General features: G+C 61.9%; 17 protein-coding genes. 5 read left to right on the forward strand and 12 right to left on the reverse strand.

The window, feature by feature from the left end:
- Positions 1-25: 25 nt before the first annotated feature.
- Entirely contained in the window at positions 26-457 is a 432-nt protein-coding gene (locus ACMGGK_RS11745) for a DcrB-related protein (protein ID WP_049207056.1), read from the reverse strand.
- Positions 458-691: 234 nt separating this feature from the next.
- Here ACMGGK_RS11745 and ACMGGK_RS11750 point away from each other — a divergent pair, with 234 nt between their 5' ends.
- Together ACMGGK_RS11750 and ACMGGK_RS11755 are read left to right on the forward strand one after the other, a co-directional pair.
- Positions 692-1,696: an alpha/beta fold hydrolase gene (locus ACMGGK_RS11750; protein WP_049299004.1), complete on the forward strand. Its 1,005-nt coding sequence runs from the start codon at positions 692-694 to the stop codon at positions 1,694-1,696.
- A gap of 69 nt (positions 1,697-1,765) precedes the next feature.
- Complete coding sequence (locus ACMGGK_RS11755) at positions 1,766-2,416, forward strand: dihydrofolate reductase family protein (RefSeq protein WP_164053681.1); 651 nt, start codon at positions 1,766-1,768, stop codon at positions 2,414-2,416.
- A 41-nt stretch (positions 2,417-2,457) separates the two neighbouring features.
- Here the strand turns inward: ACMGGK_RS11755 and ACMGGK_RS11760 are convergent, their stop codons facing one another.
- Positions 2,458-4,074 (reverse strand): serralysin family metalloprotease, encoded by a 1,617-nt coding sequence (locus ACMGGK_RS11760; protein WP_016927813.1) that lies wholly within the window; start codon positions 4,072-4,074, stop codon positions 2,458-2,460.
- A 411-nt stretch (positions 4,075-4,485) separates the two neighbouring features.
- On the opposite strand from ACMGGK_RS11760, the gene ACMGGK_RS11765 reads away from it, so the two are divergent.
- The gene (locus ACMGGK_RS11765) at positions 4,486-4,839 is read left to right on the forward strand and encodes a protease inhibitor Inh/omp19 family protein (protein WP_420276916.1); all 354 of its coding nucleotides are present in this window, start codon (positions 4,486-4,488) and stop codon (positions 4,837-4,839) included.
- A gap of 4 nt (positions 4,840-4,843) precedes the next feature.
- Here ACMGGK_RS11765 and ACMGGK_RS11770 read toward each other — a convergent pair whose 3' ends face one another.
- Together ACMGGK_RS11770 and ACMGGK_RS11775 are read right to left on the reverse strand one after the other, a co-directional pair.
- Entirely contained in the window at positions 4,844-5,365 is a 522-nt protein-coding gene (locus ACMGGK_RS11770; protein ID WP_028127817.1) for a chromate transporter, read from the reverse strand.
- Positions 5,362-5,928 carry a chromate transporter gene (locus ACMGGK_RS11775; protein WP_049299001.1) on the reverse strand — a complete coding sequence of 189 codons (567 nt, stop codon included), beginning with the start codon at positions 5,926-5,928 and terminating at the stop codon, positions 5,362-5,364. Before ACMGGK_RS11775 ends, ACMGGK_RS11770 begins: the two co-directional genes overlap by 4 nt.
- Before the next feature lie 103 nt (positions 5,929-6,031).
- Here ACMGGK_RS11775 and ACMGGK_RS11780 point away from each other — a divergent pair, with 103 nt between their 5' ends.
- Complete coding sequence (locus ACMGGK_RS11780; protein ID WP_049299000.1) at positions 6,032-6,946, forward strand: LysR family transcriptional regulator; 915 nt, start codon at positions 6,032-6,034, stop codon at positions 6,944-6,946.
- Here the strand turns inward: ACMGGK_RS11780 and licT are convergent.
- From licT to ACMGGK_RS11795, 3 genes are read right to left on the reverse strand one after another with little or no spacing between them, the layout of a single operon-like run.
- Positions 6,931-7,773, reverse strand: a complete 843-nt coding sequence (gene licT, locus ACMGGK_RS11785; protein WP_048796984.1) for a BglG family transcription antiterminator LicT — start codon at positions 7,771-7,773, stop codon at positions 6,931-6,933. The genes ACMGGK_RS11780 and licT overlap by 16 nt on opposite strands.
- Before the next feature lie 20 nt (positions 7,774-7,793).
- Complete coding sequence (locus ACMGGK_RS11790) at positions 7,794-9,209, reverse strand: glycoside hydrolase family 1 protein (protein WP_049298999.1); 1,416 nt, start codon at positions 9,207-9,209, stop codon at positions 7,794-7,796.
- Positions 9,206-11,062 (reverse strand): beta-glucoside-specific PTS transporter subunit IIABC, encoded by a 1,857-nt coding sequence (locus tag ACMGGK_RS11795; protein ID WP_016927820.1) that lies wholly within the window; start codon positions 11,060-11,062, stop codon positions 9,206-9,208. Before ACMGGK_RS11795 ends, ACMGGK_RS11790 begins: the two co-directional genes overlap by 4 nt.
- Positions 11,063-11,622: 560 nt before the next feature.
- Between ACMGGK_RS11795 and ACMGGK_RS11800 the strand changes: the two genes are divergently transcribed.
- Entirely contained in the window at positions 11,623-12,792 is a 1,170-nt protein-coding gene (locus ACMGGK_RS11800) for a cupin domain-containing protein (protein ID WP_049298998.1), read from the forward strand.
- Between the two features lie 37 nt (positions 12,793-12,829).
- On the opposite strand, the gene ACMGGK_RS11805 is transcribed toward ACMGGK_RS11800, so the two are convergent.
- The 5 genes from ACMGGK_RS11805 to ACMGGK_RS11825 all read right to left on the reverse strand — a co-directional run bounded on the left by ACMGGK_RS11805 (position 12,830) and on the right by ACMGGK_RS11825 (position 18,924).
- The gene (locus tag ACMGGK_RS11805; protein ID WP_016927822.1) at positions 12,830-14,134 is read right to left on the reverse strand and encodes a c-type cytochrome; all 1,305 of its coding nucleotides are present in this window, start codon (positions 14,132-14,134) and stop codon (positions 12,830-12,832) included.
- Positions 14,135-14,145: 11 nt separating this feature from the next.
- Positions 14,146-14,604 carry a (2Fe-2S)-binding protein gene (locus ACMGGK_RS11810; protein WP_004940763.1) on the reverse strand — a complete coding sequence of 153 codons (459 nt, stop codon included), beginning with the start codon at positions 14,602-14,604 and terminating at the stop codon, positions 14,146-14,148.
- Positions 14,604-16,826 carry a xanthine dehydrogenase family protein molybdopterin-binding subunit gene (locus ACMGGK_RS11815; protein ID WP_261465454.1) on the reverse strand — a complete coding sequence of 741 codons (2,223 nt, stop codon included), beginning with the start codon at positions 16,824-16,826 and terminating at the stop codon, positions 14,604-14,606. The genes ACMGGK_RS11810 and ACMGGK_RS11815 overlap by 1 nt, the downstream gene beginning before the upstream one ends.
- Positions 16,827-17,027: 201 nt before the next feature.
- Entirely contained in the window at positions 17,028-17,852 is an 825-nt protein-coding gene (locus ACMGGK_RS11820; RefSeq protein WP_015377804.1) for a M55 family metallopeptidase, read from the reverse strand.
- A gap of 16 nt (positions 17,853-17,868) precedes the next feature.
- A complete protein-coding gene (locus ACMGGK_RS11825; protein ID WP_420276917.1) occupies positions 17,869-18,924 on the reverse strand; it encodes a P1 family peptidase in 1,056 nt (351 codons plus the stop codon).
- Between the last annotated feature and the right edge of the window lie 57 nt (positions 18,925-18,981).

Here is an 18,981-nt window from a genome sequence, read left to right on the forward strand (position 1 = left end):
GTCCTTTTACGCAAAGAGTTCATCGTTAGGCCGCCCGGTAACTGCTCAGCACCTGCTGCAGCAGCGCGTCGTCTTGCGGCGTCAGCTTGCGCGCCATCGCCAGAGTGAATACCAGCACCCGCCCCTCCGCCAGCGCGAACACCGCCTGGTTCTGCCAGATGCGTTTGCCGTCGCGCAGGTAGCTGGCGCGCACCCACTCACCGGCGGCCAGCCCATCGCCCAACGTTGCCGGCTCGCGGCTTTTGAACGCCCAGCCTTTCAGCCCCTGCGCCAGCGCATCGAGCTGGCGGGTGACGTAGCCTTCCAGGTTCTCCGCCGGCTGCAGCGCATCGCGGGAAATATTGACTGAGGGGGAAACATCATCGCCGGCCAACAGGACGTTGACCGTGCGATCGGCATAGCCTTCCGGCAAAGCGACGCTGCCTTCGCTGAAAGCGCAGCGGGATAAAGCGGACATGCGAGGATCCTTTTGCATAAATAATGCTTAAGCATCGCATAACTTAGCCTTGAAATAAAACCATCAGGCGTCGCCAATGTTGCACGGCGTGACCGCGTTCACTGTGCAAAAGAGCGTTGCCGGAATCTGGCCGGGAATCAAACCGTCATATTACAGAATTATCTGAAACCACTGGCGCGCCAACGCCTTGATTGTGGCTATACTCGGCTCTCGTCCGTTTTTCAGGAGATCAGGATGCTGAGATTCACCCGTAGCGCGCTGCTGTGCGCCGCGCTGGCCGCGTTCAACGCCGGCGCCGCCGAAACGCCGACGTTCGGCCCGGAACTGCAGGGCTTTCACTACCCCTACCCGTTGCAGCAGTTCAGCTTCACCTCGCAGGGGCAGCCGTTAAAGATGGGCTATATGGACGTGCCGCCGGAAGGCGCCGCCAACGGCCACACCGCGCTGTTGCTGCACGGTAAAAACTTCTGCGCCGCCACCTGGCAGGACACCATCAAGGCGCTGAGCAAGGCCGGCTACCGCGTCATAGCGCCGGACCAAATCGGTTTTTGCTCCTCCAGCAAGCCGGCGCATTACCAGTACAGCTTCCAGCAGCTGGCGCAAAATACCCACGGCCTGCTGCAGAACCTGAACATCAGCAAGGCCATCGTCATCGGCCACTCCACCGGCGGCATGCTGGCCACGCGCTACAGCCTGATGTATCCGCAGGCGGTGGAACGGCTGGTGATGGTCAACCCGATCGGCCTCGAGGACTGGAAGGCGAAAGGCGTGCCGTGGCGCAGCATCGATCAATGGTTCGCGCGCGAGCTGAACACCACCGCCGAGGGCATCCGCAATTATGAGCAGCACACCTACTACGGCGGCCGCTGGAAGCCGGAGTACGATCGCTGGGTGGATATGCTGGCCGGGCTGAACAACGGGCCGGGCCACCGCCTGGTGGCGTGGAACTCGGCGCTGATCTACGACATGATCTTCACTCAGCCGGTGTATTACGAGTTCAAGGATCTGCAGACGCCCACCACGCTGATGATCGGCACCGCCGACACCACCGCCATCGGCAGCGATATCGCCCCGCCGGCAGTCAAGGCCAAAATCGGGCATTACGCGGTGCTGGGCAAGCAGGCGGCGAAACTGATCCCGCACGCCACGCTGATCGAGTTCGCCGGGCTGGGCCATGCGCCGCAAATGGAGGAGCCGGCGCGCTTCCATCAGGCGTTGCTCAAGGCGCTGCAACCCTGAGCGGCCGGTTGGCGCGGCCGCCGCACGGCGGCTAAACTTTCAACTGGCACTCAATTGCAGGAGACAGCCATGCGACAGATTATTGCCAGTGCGTTCGTCAGCCTCGACGGCGTGATGCAGGCGCCCGGCGGGCAGGACGAAGACCGCAGCGGCGGTTTTCGCTTCGGCGGCTGGACCGCGCCCTATTGGGATGACGCCGTCGCGGAAACGATGAGCGATCTTTTCTCTGCGCCTTTCGATCTGCTGCTCGGGCGGCGCACCTACGATATCTTCGCCGGCTACTGGCCGCATATCACCGACGAGGCCGACCCGTTTTCCGCCGACATCGCCCGCGTGTTCAATCAGGCGGCCAAGTACGTCGCCACCCACCACGGCGAGACGCTGACGTGGGAGAACAGCCAGTGGCTGGGGCAAGACATCCTCGCCCGGCTGCGCGAGCTGAAGCGCACCCAGGGGCCGGTGCTGCTGGTGCAGGGCAGCAGCACGCTGATGCAACAGCTGCTGGCCAACGATCTGGTGGATGAACTGCGCTTGCTCACCTACCCGGTGCTGCTCGGCGGCGGCAAGCGGCTGTTCGATGACAACGCGGCGCCGGCGGCCTTCACGCTGGCCCACTCGGTGGTCTCGCCCGGCGGCGTCATTGTGGCTCACTACCGCCGTGCCGGCGCGGTGAAAACCGGCTCTTTCGTGGCGGAAAGCGCCGCGGCGGCCCAGTCGTAAAAAAAGGGCCGGTCGGCCCTTTTCTCTTCCCCTTCCTCACCTCAGGCAAACAAAATATCGCTCTGCTCCACCTGCCCGACCACGTGGATCTTGAAGTCGGCGGCATAGCTGTTGCTCTGGGTGTTCATCAACAGATCGGTGGTGCCGTTGAAGGCGTCGAAGTTGAGCTGGATCTCGCCTTTCTGGCCGCTGAAGGCGCTGCCGCTGTCGATAAAGCGCAGCTCGCTCAGGCTGTTGTTGAAGCGCAGGCCGGAGAGATCGATCTTGTCGATGCCGTGCTCGAAGTCTTCAATCACGTCGAACGCCGCCACCGTGGACTCTTTGGCGTTGAGATAGACGAAATAGTCGGTGAAGTTATTGGCGTCTTTGCCGCCCCACAGATGATCCGCTCCCAGGCCGCCGTACAGGATATCGGAGCCGGCGTTGCCCGCCAGCAGGTTGTCCTGATCGTTGCCGATGATCACATCGCGCCCGCTGCCGCCTATGGCGTTCTCGATGATCGCCCCGCGCGCGATGGCGACGTTCTGCGTGCCGCCGCCGACGCTGGAGAACGCACCGTCGTTCAGGTTGATCATCTGCTGCTGGCTGTAGCCGGAGAAGTCCAGCGTGTCGTTGCCGCCGGCGTCCCACACCGCGAAGTTGACCGGTTTGCCGTTGTCCGCCGTGGCGGTCAGGAAATCGCGCCCGGTGTTGGAGTTGAAGCCGTACACCGTGTCGCCGGTGCGGGTGTTCATGTTGGCGCCGTACAATTTTTGGATCGCGGCAATGTCATCCACCATCGGGCCATAGCCGTACACCCCTTTGGTATCGGCGCCGGTATAACCGGCGTTGAAATAGCTCATGATCGAGTATTGCAACGAATCCTGATAATAGGCGGCATCGTTCTGGTAGCTCGGGTTGCCCAGCGACGCGTCATAAGATCCCGGGTGCGCCAGCCCCAGGGCATGCCCCAACTCGTGGGTGAAGGTCTGGCTGCTGAAGTCACCGCTAACCGGCGCCTGATGGGTGGCGAAGTTTTTGTTGAACCACACCGTGCCCGCAAAGGCGTTATCGCTGCCCGGTTTGGAGCTCGGCGGGTAATAGGCGTACGCGTTGATGGCATTCGGGCCGCTGCCGGCGGCGGTGCTGCCGTCGGCGCGCTGGGTGAAGTACGCGAAGGTGATGTCCGCGCGGTGGTTGATATCGGTAGACGCCGCTTCGGTAAAGGTCACGTTCGCCACGTCGGCCCACGCCTGCATCGATTTCAGCGCCTGAGCCTGCGCCGCCTGGGTCAGTGGCTGCAGCCCCTTGTCGCCGTCGCCGGTCTGGCCGATGCGGTTCAGCGCGCTCTGCGTCAGGAAGGAGTAGGTCAGCGCCACCGACTGATGATACACCTGATCGCCGTTGTGCGTCAGGCCCGGCCGCGTCAGCTGATCGGCGGCGCGATCGAAGCTGAAGTTATCGCGGATTTTACCCAGGTTGTCGATGGCTGCCCCGCCGCGCTGATTGCTGTACAGGTTAGCGTTGTCCAGCGTGAACAGCGCGCCGTAACCCAATCCGTCATAAATGCTGCCGGGCTGGTGATAGTAAAACTGATAGTTATGATCGTTGGGGGATGTGGCGCTCAGGCTGGTGAACTCATCGTCATCTTGCAAAATGTCGTTGTGGCGACTGCGCATTGTATTCTCCTTTTACACAATAGGAACCCACTCGCTTTGTAAGACTACTCATCAGTCGTTCTAATCTAAGCCAAGGCTTAGGAATGACCAGTATAGTGACTCACCCCGCTGGCGCGAGCCCGCCCGGCCTGGCTTCACCACGCCGGGCATTGAGTTGGAGATACGCGTAACAATTTGTATTCTCACTATATTAATGAGAAAAATGAGCGCATTAACGGGTTAATTATTCGTCTTTTTGCGCACTTTATCGCCGATTAGGTCAGAATAATCGAGGATTAAAAAACCTAATCCTTCCCTCATCATCAAGATGGGTACGTGCTAAAGTGTGAACGGACAGCCGAAAGGAGTGACCTGATGCCAACCCATTTCCTTATGCGCGCCTTGCGCCGCGCCAGCCTGACAGGAGTCGTTATGAGCATATTGTGCAGCAGTGCCCTGGGCAGTTCACTGCCGTTGCTGGAACCCGCCGCGCTGAAGGGCGACTGGCAGCTCATCGCCATCGGCGACGGTAAAACCGTCTGCGAGGTGCAGCTGAGCGACGAAGCGGTCGCCAACACCAACGCTTTCCGTTTCAGCGCCTCCACCCAATGCCTGCAGCCGCTGGCGCTGCACGCGCTGCCGGTCGCCTGGCGGCCGACGCCGGACGGCATGACGCTGACCGATGCCGAAGGGAGCATGGTGGCGTTTCTGGCCCTGACCGCGCCGAAGCGCTATGAGCTGATCGACCGCAACGGCCCTTCGCGCTTTGTGCTGATCCCGCGCTAACCCTTCAGGCGAACAGCAACCCGAGCAGCGCACCGCCCGCCAGCACCCACAGCGGATGGAGGCGCTTGCTCATGCTCAACCCCGTCGCCAGCGCCACGATTGCCGCCAGCCGCCAGCTGGGCGCGGAAGCCTCGGCGATCAAGATACCGCTGGCCGCCACCAACCCCACGGTCAGCGGCACCAGCCCGGCCTGCACGATGCGGCGCCACGGGCGATCCTTAAAGCGCCGCCAGGCGCCCATCACCAATAGCGTAACGATAGAAGACGGCCCGAACTTGGCGATCGAAGACACCAGCAGCCCCGCCCAGCCGGCGACGTGCCAGCCGACCAGCGGCACGATCATCATATTCGGCCCCGGCGCGGCCTGCGCCATGGCGAACAGCGCGCTGAACTCCTGGGCGCTCATCCACTGATGCACCTCCACCACCTGCCGCTGCATTTCCGGCAGAATGGTCATGCCGCCGCCGAACGCCAATAAAGAAAGCTCGGTGAAGATCAGCGCCAACGCCATCAACACCCCGCTCATGACGGCCACCGCCACATCAGCAGAATGCTCAGCGGCGCCAGCACCAACATGGTCGGCAACAGCGGCAGGCGCAGCCAGGCGATGGCGATCAGCGCCAGCGCGACGATCGCCAGCGCCGGCCATTTACCGAGCAGCGGCAGCAGCATCTTGATCCCGGTCGATAGCAGCAGCCCGGCGGCGGCGGCGGCCAGCCCGGCGAACACATGCTGCACATGCGGATCGTTTTGGAAGCGGGCGTACACCACGCCCAGCCCCACCACGATCGCCGTCGGTGCGCTGATGAGGCCCAGCAAAGCGCACAGCGCGCCGCGCAGCCCGCGAAACTCCATGCCCACCGCCACCGACAGGTTGATCACATTGCCGCCGGGCAAAAACTGGCACAGGCCGAGCAGCTCGGTAAACTGTTCGCTGCTCAGCCAGCGCCGGCGTTCCACCAACATGCTGCGCGCCATCGGCAGCACGCCGCCGAAACCGATCAGCCCCAGCCACAGAAAGCCCAAAAACAGCTCTGCATTACCCGGCGCAGCTGCCGGGTGCGGTTTTAACGTATTGATATCTGACATGACATTGCCATTCCACATCGCTTGTTTTGATGTCTGGTATCATGCGCGCCGCCGTGCCATGATGTCTAATGCATTCCGGAAAAACCAAAGATACCTTTGAGGTATGGCTATGATCGAACTGCGTCGCCTGCGGGCATTCGTCACCGTGGTGGAAGAAGGCAACATCACCCGCGCCGCCGAGCGGCTGTTTATCCAACAGCCGCCGCTGACCCGCCTGCTGCAGGGGCTGGAAGACGAACTGGGCGTAACCTTGTTGCAGCGCCTGCCGCGCGGCGTGCGCGTCACCGAAGCGGGGGGCGTGCTGTTTGAAGAGGCCCGCGCCCTGCTGGCGCGCGCCGAACGCCTGCGCGAAGCGGTACAGCGCGCCGCCCGCGGCGAGCAGGGCTATATCGCCATCGGTTTCACCAGCTCCGCCGCGCTGCATCCGTTCGTGCCCAACCTGCTGCGCCGCTATCGCGATATCCTGCCGGGCATCACCACCCAGTTGGAAGAAGCCGGCAGCGGCGAACTGATGGAGGCGTTGCTGGAACAGCGCCTCGACGCCGCCTTCGTGCGCTCGCCGGCCAACGGCATTCCCGGCCTGAGCGTCGAGCCGGTGCTCAGCGAGCCGATGATCGTCGCCCTGCCGCTGGGCCACCGGCTGGCGCAAGAAACGCAGCAACCGCTGCCGCTGGCCGAACTGGCCCACGAGGCGTTTATTCTCTATCGCCGCCCCGCCGGTCAGGGGTTGTACGACGCCATCCTGGCCGCCTGCCACCGCGCCGGCTTCAGCCCGCGCATCGTGCAGGAAGCGCCGCGCCTGCCGGCCACCCTCAGCCTGGTCGGCGCCGGGCTGGGGTTGTCAATCGTGCCCGGCTCGATGCGGCGGCTGGGCGGCGACGGCATTGTCTACCGCACGATCGCCGAAGAAGCGCAGCTCAGCGCCCCGCTTTACCTGGCGCTGCGCCATAGCCCGGCCTCGCCGATCGTCGAGCGCTTTCGCGAACTGGTCGCCGAGGCGGTTCAGGCCTCGGGCTGATCGGTGATGCGCGTCAGGTGGATCATCAAATACAGCAGCTCATCGTTCGACATCTCCATTTGCAGCAGATTCTTCACGTAATCGCGGATCAATAGCGCGCCGCGATAGGCATGCGGGTACTCGGCCATCATCTGGGCAAACAGAAAGTCGGCCTTCGAGGTCATCTGTTTGCCGTCGAGCATGCGCTGGATAAAGAACTGCATATGCACTAAAAAGCGCGCGTAGTTCAGCGAATCGGTGTCGATATTGAGGCGAAAGTGGTACTTGATGATATTGAAAATATCTTTCAGCATCTTCACCGCCAGCAACGTGTGCTCCATGTTTTGCACTTCGGTCTGGCCGTTGACCAGGTGAAAGGCGATATTGCCCGCTTCCTCTTCAGGCAGTTGGATATTCAGCCGCTGGTTAATGTAGGCCAAGGCTTGCAGCCCCACCGCAAACTCTCGCGGGTAGAAACGCTTCACCTCGAACAGCAGGCGGTTTTGGATGGCGATACCCTTGTGATGACGTTCGATAGCAAAACTGACGTGATCCGCCAGCGTAAAGAAAATCTGTTCATTAATGTTGCCGTTCAGTTGGCGGTTGGCCTCACTGAGGATCATCTGCACAATTTCGATGTGCTCCGTCGGGGCAGTTTCAATCAGCCGCAGGTAATCCCGCCCCTTTTGCCCCTCCTGCACCACATACACTTTCTCAATGGCGGCCGGGTTGATCTCGTCTCCGGTTTTGCTGTTAAAACCAATTCCCTTGCCCATGACGATAACCTCACGGTTATCGTCGTCCGCGGTTAACACCAGACTGTTGTTGAGCACCTTAATGACTTTCATCGTCTCGGCCGTCACCTTGCTTATTTGCCCAACCGGCCATTGGCGGCGATAAGCTGCCGATACCAGTCAAAACTGCGTTTTTTGATGCGCCGCAGATCCTTAAGATCCCGTTCTCCGCGGTTCACGTAGATAAATCCATAGCGCTTTGCGTAACCTTGATGCGTGCTGACGACGTCAATCGCCGCCCACGGGCAGTAACCGAGCAGCTCGACGCCATCGTTGATCGCCAGCCGCATCTGTTCGACATGCTGCCGCATGAATTCAATGCGATAGTCGTCGTCGATAGTCTCATCCGCCCGCAATTCATCCGGCGCGCCAATGCCGTTCTCCGTGATCAGTATCGGCAGGTGATAGCGCTCGAAGGTCTTGCGCAGCGTTAAGCGCAGGCCAACCGGATCGATCACCCATCCGTAGCGCGTCTTGCCGACAAACGGGTTTTCCGCCGCACGATACACACCCGGTTCGCCGAGCATAATTTGCTGATCGCCGGCGCGTGCGCTCACGTCTGAACCGTCGCCGCGGCTGGCGGCGATCGTGGCGGTGGAATAGTAATTGATCGCCACATAATCCGGTCGTGCCGCCAACAGCAGCGCCGCGTCCTCCGGCTCCCTGTCCGGCGACCACCCCCGATCCTCAAGGTAACGCCAGGCCAGGGCGTTATAGCGGCCATGCACCGCCACATCGAGAAAACTCCAACAGCGCAACGTCTCCCAGTTATGAGCGGCAATGGCATCCAGCGGATTACAGGTCTCCTGATACATCGAGGTGGTATTGATCGCCGGGCCAATTTTCCCGCCGGGACAGCGCTGATGGCATAATGCCATGACTTTGGCCTGAGCGACCAACATATGATGACTCTGCTGATACAGCGTCCGTTTGTCAGGCAACGCACCGCCTTTGGGCGTGCCGATAGCGCCGGGGTGCAGGATCATGGTGTTCTGTTCATTGATGGTGAGCCAATACTTCACCCGATCGCCGAAGGCGTCGAACAGCACGCCGGCATAAGTGACAAAAGCCTCGATGGTGGCGCGATTGGACCAGCCGCCCTGCTGCTCCAGCACATACGGCAGATCGAAATGATACAGCGTCACCACCGGCTCGATGCCGTGCGCCAGCAATTCGTCGATCAACTGCCGGTAAAACGCCAACCCCGGCGCATTGACTTCGCCGACGCCTTCGGGCAACACGCGCGTCCACGCAACCGAAAACCGGTAGGCCTTTAACCCCAGTTCTGCGAACAGCTTCACATCCTCGCGAAAGCGATGATAGTGATCGCTGGCCACCGTAAAATCCGCCGTGCCTGCGGGATGTTCGAGCATATCGACGATCGACGGGCTTTTGCCGTCTTCATTCCATGCGCCCTCCACCTGATAGGCGGAAGTCGACGCGCCCCAGAGAAACTCGGCGGGAAAATCGTGCAAGCGTTGATAAATCATGCCGGCTCCTTATTGGCCTTCAGCGCCATAATCGTCTCACCGGCATGAACGCCATGCGGCTTAGGTAACACCTGAACCTGAAACGCTTCGCTGTTGACGATCAATACCGGCGTCGTCAGATCGAAGCCCAATGCGGCGATCGCGCCGATGTCAAAACGCACCAGCTCGTCGCCGGCCTTCACGCGATCGCCGATCTGCAGTCCGGAGTCAAAGTGTTGGCCACCCAGGTTTACCGTGTCGATGCCGATATGCAGCAACAGCTCCGCGCCGTTGTCCCCCTTGATGCCGACCGCATGTTTTGACGGAAGGAAAGTCACGATCTCGCCGTCCAGCGGCGCACGCAGCACGCCTTCCGACGGTATGATCGCCATGCCCTGGCCCAACAAGCCCTGGGAGAAAACGTCATCGTTGACCTGATCCAACGTCACGGCTTTGCCGGTCAGCGGGCTGAAAACCGGCGATACCTCGTCGGCCGCCGCCACCTGAGTCTCGTCGTTCGTCTCCTCGACCGGATCGTCGAAGCCAAGGATCCAGGTCAGGGCAAAGGTCACGACGATGGCAATGGCGCAAGTGATCAGCGCGTGCACGATATTCATCGGGTTCTCACCGATAAACGCCGGCAAAGCGGCCAGGCCAGGAGAAACGAAGGCATAACGCACCAACCCGCTCAACCCGGCGTAAATGCCGGCGCAGCCACCGCCGATCATCGCCGCGATCAACGGTTTGCGCAGTTTCAGCGTCACCCCGTACAGCGAGGGTTCAGTGATCCCCAACAACGCGGTAAAACCGGCGGAGGACGCCAACTGGCGCAAATTCGTGTTCTTGGTGCGGAATGCCACACATAGCGTCGCCGCACCTTGTGCAATATTGGACGCCAACATGCCCGGCCCGTTAATCATCTCAAAGCCATTCTTGGTCAATTGGCCGGTGGCGATCGGTGTCATCGCCCAGGCGGTGCCAGTGATCACCAAAAATGGCTGCAGCCCGCCCATCAACATAGGAATCAGCCAGCTGGCCTTGCCATCGACGATCGCCGCACCGGCGGCCACCATGTCATTGAGGAAAATGCCGAACGGCCCGACCACCACCAACGCCAGTGGCGCGGTGACCAGCAGCACGATCATCGGTTTGGTGAAGAACTTGATCATCGTCGGCGAAACTTTCTCGGCAAACCGCTCGATATAGGACATCAGCCACACGGTAAAAATGATCGGCAACACCGAGCCGGCATAATCCGCCAGCCGCACCGGAATGCCGAGAAAATCAATCGCGGCGCCCGCCGCCTGCATCTGAGCCAGATTAGGGTGCAGCAACGCGCCGGCGAGGGTCATCGCCAGGATGGGATTGCACTCGAATTTTATCGCGGCACCGTAAGCCAACAGCACCGGCAGGAAGAAAAAGGCCGCATCGGCGACGGTATCCAGCAATCGATAGGTCGTGCCGGCGGGATCTATCGCCCCGGCCAGCTTGAGGATCGCCAGCAGCGCCTTGATCATCCCCGCGCCGGTAATGGCCGGGATCACCGGGGTAAAGGTCGTGGAAATCACGCTGATAATCCGTGACACCACGCCACCTTTCGGCTGCTGCTTTTGAGCGCCGGTTTGCGGCTGGCCAATCTCCTTTTGCAGCACGCGGAACGTTTGCTGCACGTTATTGCCGACCACGATCTGAAACTGGCCGCCTCGCACCACCACGCTGATAACGCCCGGCAGGGCTTCGATCGCCTTCGAATCCACTTTAGCGTCGTCGTTGAATTCCATACGCAAACGGGTCGCGCAGTGCGTCAGCTTGCTGACGTTGCCTTTACCGCCGACCCGCGCCAATATTTCTAAGCCAAGTTTTTGATAGTCCATCGTCTTCCCCGGTAAAATGCAAAAAAAAAGACCAAAATGGAAATGCGCCTCATCACAAGGAGAAGTGCATTCCTATTTTGGTCTTGCCTGCTTTAGCAGTAACACGCCGCAATAAAAATGGTGTGCGGTCTTCTCGACCGCGCTAAAAGTATCACCATACTCGCGAATACTCGGCAATAGCCAGACGTCAGCGTTGTGAAAGGCGTCACGATTTAGCGTAAATGCACTGCAATGTCGCCGCTGCACGCTTTTTGCGCACACCCATAGCGCAATCGGAAGGAAATAACCCAAAATAATGCGTTTCATTGACACTTTGTTTATTTAATTACAGGGGAAGATTAATTCAGATCCATGACTATTGAGATTAACAATGAATAATTAAACCCGCTCTCACTTAGTAACAAACGCAAACAAATAAACGCCTACGCAATACATTCCAGCCGCTAGGATTTAAGGGTCACAGCCTATTCCCGCCGATGACAAAAATCATTTCAATGGCGATCGCGCCTTCCCCGTCGCCTGCTTCTGCAGGCGCACGGCTTTATATTGGAGAAAATGCTATGCTATCGCGTCGTGATATATTGAAAGTCTCCGCCGTCAGCGCGGCCGCCGCCGGCATGATCGGCGGCATCACCAAAAATGCCGCTGCCGACGACCATCGCAATATCGTGCCCCCCAGCAGCTATCAGCCGCCTGCCGATGCGCAACATCTCTATAAATACAAATTCACCGACAGCAAAAAACGCAGCCTGCCCAGCGGCTGGGCGCGCGAAGCTACCGTCGAGCAATTCCCGATCTCCGAAGGCGTGGCGGGCGTCGACATGACGCTGGAGCCGGGCGGCGTGCGCGAACTGCATTGGCACGCCATCGCCGCCGAATGGGCATTCATGCTGGAAGGCCATGCGCGCATCACCATCCTCGATCCCGAGGGAAAATGTGAGGTGGCGGATTTCGGCCCCGGCGACGTCTGGTATTTCCCGAAAGGCTACGGCCATTCCATTCAGGCGCTGGCGGACGGCGCGCATTTTATTTTGGCGTTCGATAACGGCCATTTCTCCGAATTCGGCACCTTCAGCATCACCGATTGGGTGGCGCATATGCCGAAAGAGGTATTGGAAAAAAGCGTCGACATGTCGGCGGCGGTATTTTCCAAGGCCAAACAGCGCGAAGCTTATATTGTCGGCGGCGCCGTTCCGCCCACCTTGCCATTACCGAAAAGCGACGGCGGATTAAATAATGCCCCGCTGACCCACCGCTATGAATTAATGAAGCAAAAGCCGTTCTTTGAAAATGACGCCGGCAGCGTCCATTTGGTGTCGTCGAAAGAATTTCCCATTTCCACCACCATGACCGGCATCATCGAGATCGTGAAACCCGGCGCGATCCGGGAATTGCACTGGCACCCCAACGCCAACGAATGGCAATACTATATTGCCGGCAAAGGCCGCATGACGGTGTTCAGCTCGCACGGCCACGCGCAGACGGAAGAGTACGCCCCTTCGGACGTCGGTTACGTGCCGCAGGGCTTCGGCCATTACATCGAGAACATCGGCGATGAGGATTTGAAGGTACTGATCGTGATGGACAACGGCATTTATCAGGATATTTCGTTGTCCGACTGGCTGGCGAAAACCCCGGCCTACCTGCTGGCGGACAACTTCAATAATCAGGTTGAGGACTGGCAGGATAGACCGAAAGACAAACGGGTGATGTCGCGGCGCAGCCGATAACGCCGCGGCGAGGGAGAATCTCCCTCGCCGCTTTTCGTTACTGCTTGCGCTGCTCCGCCACCTGTTTGGCGGTGACGCTGCCCTGCTTATCGCCGAAGTGGCCGACCACGAAGTTGGCGACCGCCGCCACTTCCTCGTCGGAATACGCGCTGCCGAACGACGGCATCATCTCATGCCGCTCGCCGACGCTGATGCTCGTCCCCTTCAGGATAGCCTGCACCACGCTGCGCCCCTGCGGATCGTTCACCGCCGTGCTGCCCACCAGCGAAGCATACTCGCTCTGGCGGCCCGGCCCGTTCCACTGGTGGCAGCCGCTGCAGTCGTTGGCGAACATCCGCCGCCCGAGCGAGCTGTCTTGCCCGCCCGGCAGGATCGGGGTGGAAGCCCCCGCGCCCTTCGGCTGCAAGTTCACCGCCGCCGCGCTGTCGCCGGCGATGGGTTCGATGTCGCGCAGGTATTTCACCAGCGCCAGATTATCTTCCGGCGTCAGGAACTGCAGGCTGTTTTCCACCGCTTCCGCCATCGGACCGGCGGCGCTGCTGCGCCCCGGCGCATGGCCGGTGGCCAGATATTGCGACAGTTGCTGGTCGCTCCAGCCGCCGATGCCGGTCTGTTTGTCCGGCGTGATGTTGGCGGCGAACCAGCCCTGCACCACTTCACCGCTCAGGTGCTTGCTCTGGTTAAGACCGAACCCCAGATTGCGCGGCGTATGGCACTCGCCGCAGTGGCCGAGCGCCGTCGCCAGATAGGCGCCGCGATTCCACTGTTCATCCTTGTTGAGATCCGGCGCGAAACGCTGCTCCTGGAAGAACGCCAGGTTCCAGAATTTCATGCCCCAACGCTGGTTGAACGGGAACGACAGCTCGTTTTGCGGGTTGGCCTGTTTCACCGGCGGCAGACTGAACAGATAATCCTTGATCGCCAGCACATCATCGCGGCTCAGCCCGGTGTAGGAAGTATAAGGCATCGCCGGATACAGGTTGCCCTGTGGGCCGATGCCCTCACGCACCGCGCGCACGAACTGATCGTCGCTCCAGTTGCCGATGCCGGTTTCCTTGTCGGCGGTGATGTTGGTGCCGTAGATGGTGCCGAACGGCAGCTTGAAGGCGAAGCCGCCCGCATAAGGCGTGCCGCCCGGCGCGGTGTGGCACGCCACGCAGTCGGCGGCGCGCGCCAGGTACTCGCCGCGCGCCAGTTTGTCGGTCATGCCGGCCGGCGCCCCGGCGATCGGCGCCGCAGGCTCAGCGCCGGTGGGCCGCAGCAGCGTATACAGCGCGTACCCTCCCGCCAACACCACCACGGCGATAATCAGCCATAACAGCCCTTTCAAGGCATTGCTCATCGCATCTCTCCCTAACCCAACGCCTTGGCGGCCTGGTGGATGGCGGCGCGAATGCGCACATAGGTGGCGCAACGGCAAACGTTGCCGCCCATCGCCGCGTCGATGTCCGCATCGCTCGGATCCTTGCTTTGCGCCAGCAGCGCGCTGGCGCTCATGATCTGGCCGGACTGGCAGTAACCGCACTGCACCACGTCCAGATCAAGCCAGGCTTCCTGCACCGCCTTGCCTTCCGGCGTGGCGCCCACGGCTTCGATGGTGGTGATTTTTTTGCCGACGGCGGCGGAGACCGGCGTCATGCACGAACGCACCGGCACGCCGTCCAGATGCACGGTACAGGCGCCGCACATGGCGATGCCGCAGCCGAATTTGGTGCCGGTCAAGCCGGCTTCGTCACGCAGAAACCACAGCAGCGGCATGTGCGGATCGCCCTCAAAGGTCAGCGGCTGATCGTTTACGGTTAAATGAATCATCAGGTTCTCTCCTTGTCAGACGCCGGATTCGCAGTGGGATTATGCAGCGGCAGGCTCAGCGAAGTGCGTGGCCGCCCGAGCAGCGCCAGCGCGTTGCCGACCGCCGGGGCGATGGTCGGCACCCCCAGCTCGCCCACGCCGGTCGGTTTCTCGGTCGAGGGCACGATGATCACCTCGATCTCCGGCATCTCATCGATGCGCAGCGGGCGGAAGTTATTGAAATTGGACTGTTCGACCACGCCGTCTTTCAGCGTGATATTGCCGTATAGCGCCATGCTGAGGCCGTAACCGATGCCGCCCTCGATCTGCGCGCGGATCACGTCGGGGTTCACCGCCACGCCGCAATCCACCGCACACCACACTTTATGCACTTTCGGGATGCCGCCCTCGCCGATCGACACCTCGGCCACCTGCGCCACATAGGTATCGAACGCCTTGGCGACGCCCACGCCGCGCGCGCGCCCGTCTACCACTTTAGCGCCCTGCCAGCCGGCGGCTTTCGCTACCGCCCGCAGCACGCCCGCCGCGCGCGGCGCATCGCCCATCAGCGCCAGCCGCCCTTCGACCGGATCCTGGCCGGTTTCCTGCAACAGCTGATCGATAAAGCTCTCCACCGCGTGGCCGGTGTGGGTGCTGGCGACCGACCGCAGCGAGGTGGTCGGCACCTTGCCGGGCACGATGTGCGCATCGCAGCGGAAGGCTTCGAAGGTGTATGACACCTCGCTGGCGCCCTCGACCATCATTTGATCGAGCCCGTTGACCACCAGCGCATCCATCGCGCTGTGGCGCGTCCAGGAGTGGCCGACCACGGTATCGGTCCAGCCCACCACCTTGCCGCCGCGAATGGCGCCGCGCAGGCGGTGCAGGATCATCGGGCGATACCAGCCGTTGCGGATGTCGTCCTCGCGCGTCCATACCACCTTCACGCCGTGACCGGGGCCGATGCCCTTGGCCGCCGCCGCCATGTCGGCCGCCAGATCCGGCCCCAGCGTCGGGTTGCCTAAATCGATGCGCCGGCCGAAGCTGCCGCCCGCCAGAATGGTTTCAATCTGCACCTTCTCCGGCGGCAGCTCGAACAGATCGCACAGCTGCTTATGGTCAAGCGTCTGGATTTGGCAACCGTAGCGCGCCTTAACGCTCTCGCCGTCCCAGAACAGATAGCCGTCCAGCGGCTCCATCGGCGCGTGGGCGACGTACGGGAAGGTGTATTCAGCCTCGATCACCTTGTCGGCCTTATCGAACACCTCGTCCGGCTTGCCGTGGCTCTTCGCCACCACGCCGGTTTTCTGCGCCACCTGGCGGAACTCGGCGTAGATCTCCTCGGTGTTGCGCCGTTCGGCCTGCGCATCGTCCCAGGTGACCCTCAGCCGTTCCCGCCCCTGGATCGCCGCCCAGGTGTTTTTGGCGTAAACCGCTACGCCGGTGGCAACCTGTTTCACCGCCACCACGCCCGGCACCGCCAGCGCCCGCTCGGCGTCGAAGGTCGCCACTTTGCCGCCGAAACGCGGCGGTTTCTTGATGGTGACGGTCAGCATGTCCGGCTCGTGGATATCCTGCGAGAACTGCGCGCTGCCGTTGGTTTTCGCCAGCGAATCGACGCGGTGCAAACCGCGCGTTTTGCCGATCAGGGTGAAATTGGCCGGGTCCTTCAGCGTCAGGCTGGCGGGATCGGGCGGCGGCAACGTGGCGGCCAGCGCGGCGAACTCGCCAAAGCCCGCTTCTCGCCCGCTGGCGGCATGGCGGATCTTGCCCGCCTGCACGGTGATTTCCTGCGCCGAGGTTTTCCAGCTCTGCGCGGCGGCCTGCACCAGCAGCGCGCGCGCCATGGCGCCCATGCGCCGCATTTGCTCATAGGCATTGGCCACCGAACTGGAACCGCCGGTGCCCTGGAATCCGAACGCCAGGTTCTTGTAGACGGCGGTATCCACCGGCGCGGCCACGACCCGCACCTGCGCCCAGTCGGCATCGAGCTCTTCGGCGACCAGCGTCGCCATGCCGGTATAGACCCCCTGGCCCACTTCGGTGTGTTTACTGATGACGGTGACGACGCCGTCGGCGCCGATCTGAACGAAGGCGTTGGCGTCTAACGCCGCCGCGCCGGAGGCGGTCGGGGCAGCCGAACGCGCCAGCGCGCCGGTGGACGGCAGATAGGCGCCGATCACCAACGCCCCGGCGCCGACGATAAACCGCCGCCGCGAAAGCGGAACTTGGGATATGCTCATTGCTCATGACTCCAAAAAAACCGAAGGCGTCACTGCCTTCGGCGAAACAAATCTTGTTATGGGAATGGCTTGTCGCGTCCGTCAGGTGATATAGCGCAACAGAGCAATAATTAGCGTAGCCTATTATTCAGCAGGCCTAATCTTGATAAGGGATTTTCTGTTGGAGAATCGTGCGGTGCGGGCGGGAACCCGCACCGGGAGTCAGCTCTGCGTCGTCGCCAGAGAGGAGAAGACGCTGAGCAGGCGGATTTGCGCCGCCATGTTGTCGCTGTCGAAGGCCACGGTGAGCGCGTCCTGGCGCTGCACGCCGGGCACCAGGCTGAACAGATCCGCCAGCACCGGTTTGGCCGCCATCAGCGTCAACCGGTAAGGTGGCATGAAGCGGCGCTCCACCGGCAGTCTGGCGCCCTGGCGCACCTGCTGCATCGCCCGCTCGCGGATCTCCGCCCGCGCCCGCTGAGGGCTGAGCGATTCGGCGGCGGTTTGCGAGATGGCGCGTTTCACGCAAACATAGCCAGATTGCGGATAACGTTCAGCGATCCAGCGTTGCAGCTCGTCGTCACCGCTCACCAGCCACAGCGGGACGTTCAACTCGGCCGCCGCCGCCGCATACAGATCGCTTTCGCCTACCACCTCGCCGTTCAGGCTGACGCGGTAAAAGGCCCGGCCATTGATGGTATGCGCCAGCACGCCGCGTTCGCCGGCGGCGCTGTGATAACCGATACACATCAGGCCGTCGTAACGTTGATGCTGCAGCCCTTCCACCATCGATAACCCGCGCGGTTTGCCCTGCACCAGACGCGCCCGCGCATCGATGCGATCGGCGCGCAGGTTCTGCATCATGGCGTGGCTGTCGGCCACCGTCACCTCGGTGGCGCCGCCGGCAAAAGCGCCGTCGATGGCGGCGTTGACCTCCTGCTCCATCAGCTCGCGCGCCGCCGCATAGTCAGCATGAGCCGGGTTGCACTGCTCCGGCCGCATCACGCCGGCAATACCCTCAATATCCGCAGAGATAAAGACTTTCACATCACACTCCCGTTATTTAATTTACCGCCAGCCGATCGAGCAGCGGGCCCAACGCCATACGATCGTGCTGCTGGAAACCGCTGACGCCTTCCGCGCTCAGCAAGGCATCCAACACCGCGTATTCGGTGGCGTCCGCGGCGGCCGCAAACAGCGGCTCCAGCCGCTCGTCCGGCAACGTCGCCCCCAGCAACCGGGTGGAAAACGCCAGCGCGATATCGCCGGAGCCGTGCCCCCAATGGCTGCCCACCCGCCCCAAACCGGCGCCCGCGCGGCGGGCGATGCGGTTCAGCTGGCGGCTGTCCAGCGCCCGATCGCAGGCGATGATGATAATGACCGAACCGGCGTCCACCTGCGGCGGCGGATCCGCCAACAGTTTGCCCAGCGCCTGGCCAACGCGCACGCCGCTCAGCGTCAGCGAGTCGAGGGTGCCGAAGTTGGCCAGCACCAGCACGCCGAGCGTGGTGCCGAGCCCAGGGCAATAGCGCGAGGCGGTGCCGATGCCCCCTTTCAAGCCGAAGCTGCTCATGCCGCGCCCGGCGCCGACGCTGCCGCGCGCAAAGCGGGTGGAATGGTTATCCAGCGCGCTGAAGACGTGCTCCTCACGCACCGCCATCGCCTGAATATCGTTGAGGTAGCCGTCGTTGCACTCCAGCACCAGCGGGTTGATGGTGGCGCTGCCGCGGCCGATCTGCGGGTAACGCAGACAGCTGCGCCGCACCATGGCGTTGAACAGCGTGCCGACCGCGAAGGTATTGCTCAGCAGGATCGGCGTTTGCAGCACCCCCAGCTCATTCAGCTGCACCAGCCCCAGCGGCTTGGCGAAGCCGTTGAGCACCGCGCTGCCACACGGCAGCGGCTGGTTAAACAGATCGCCCGGCGGCACGATGGCGGTAACGCCGGTCTGGCATTCGCCGTCGGCCAGCGTGTGATGCCCGACGCTGACGCCCGGCACGTCGCACAGGGTGTCGGTCGGGCCGGCCGGATAGCGCGCGCCCGGCAGGCGGCGATGGCGCCGCCAATAGCTCAGCAGATTGTCGAGGCTTTGTTGTTCAAACGCCTGGCTGTCTGTCATGGTTCCCTCATCCGCCGTCAGCCCATCAGAAAACCAGAATATCGCGCAATGCGCCGC

It is taken from the genome of Serratia sp. BNK-33-b (assembly GCF_048684565.1).
GTDB lineage: Bacteria > Pseudomonadota > Gammaproteobacteria > Enterobacterales > Enterobacteriaceae > Serratia > Serratia marcescens.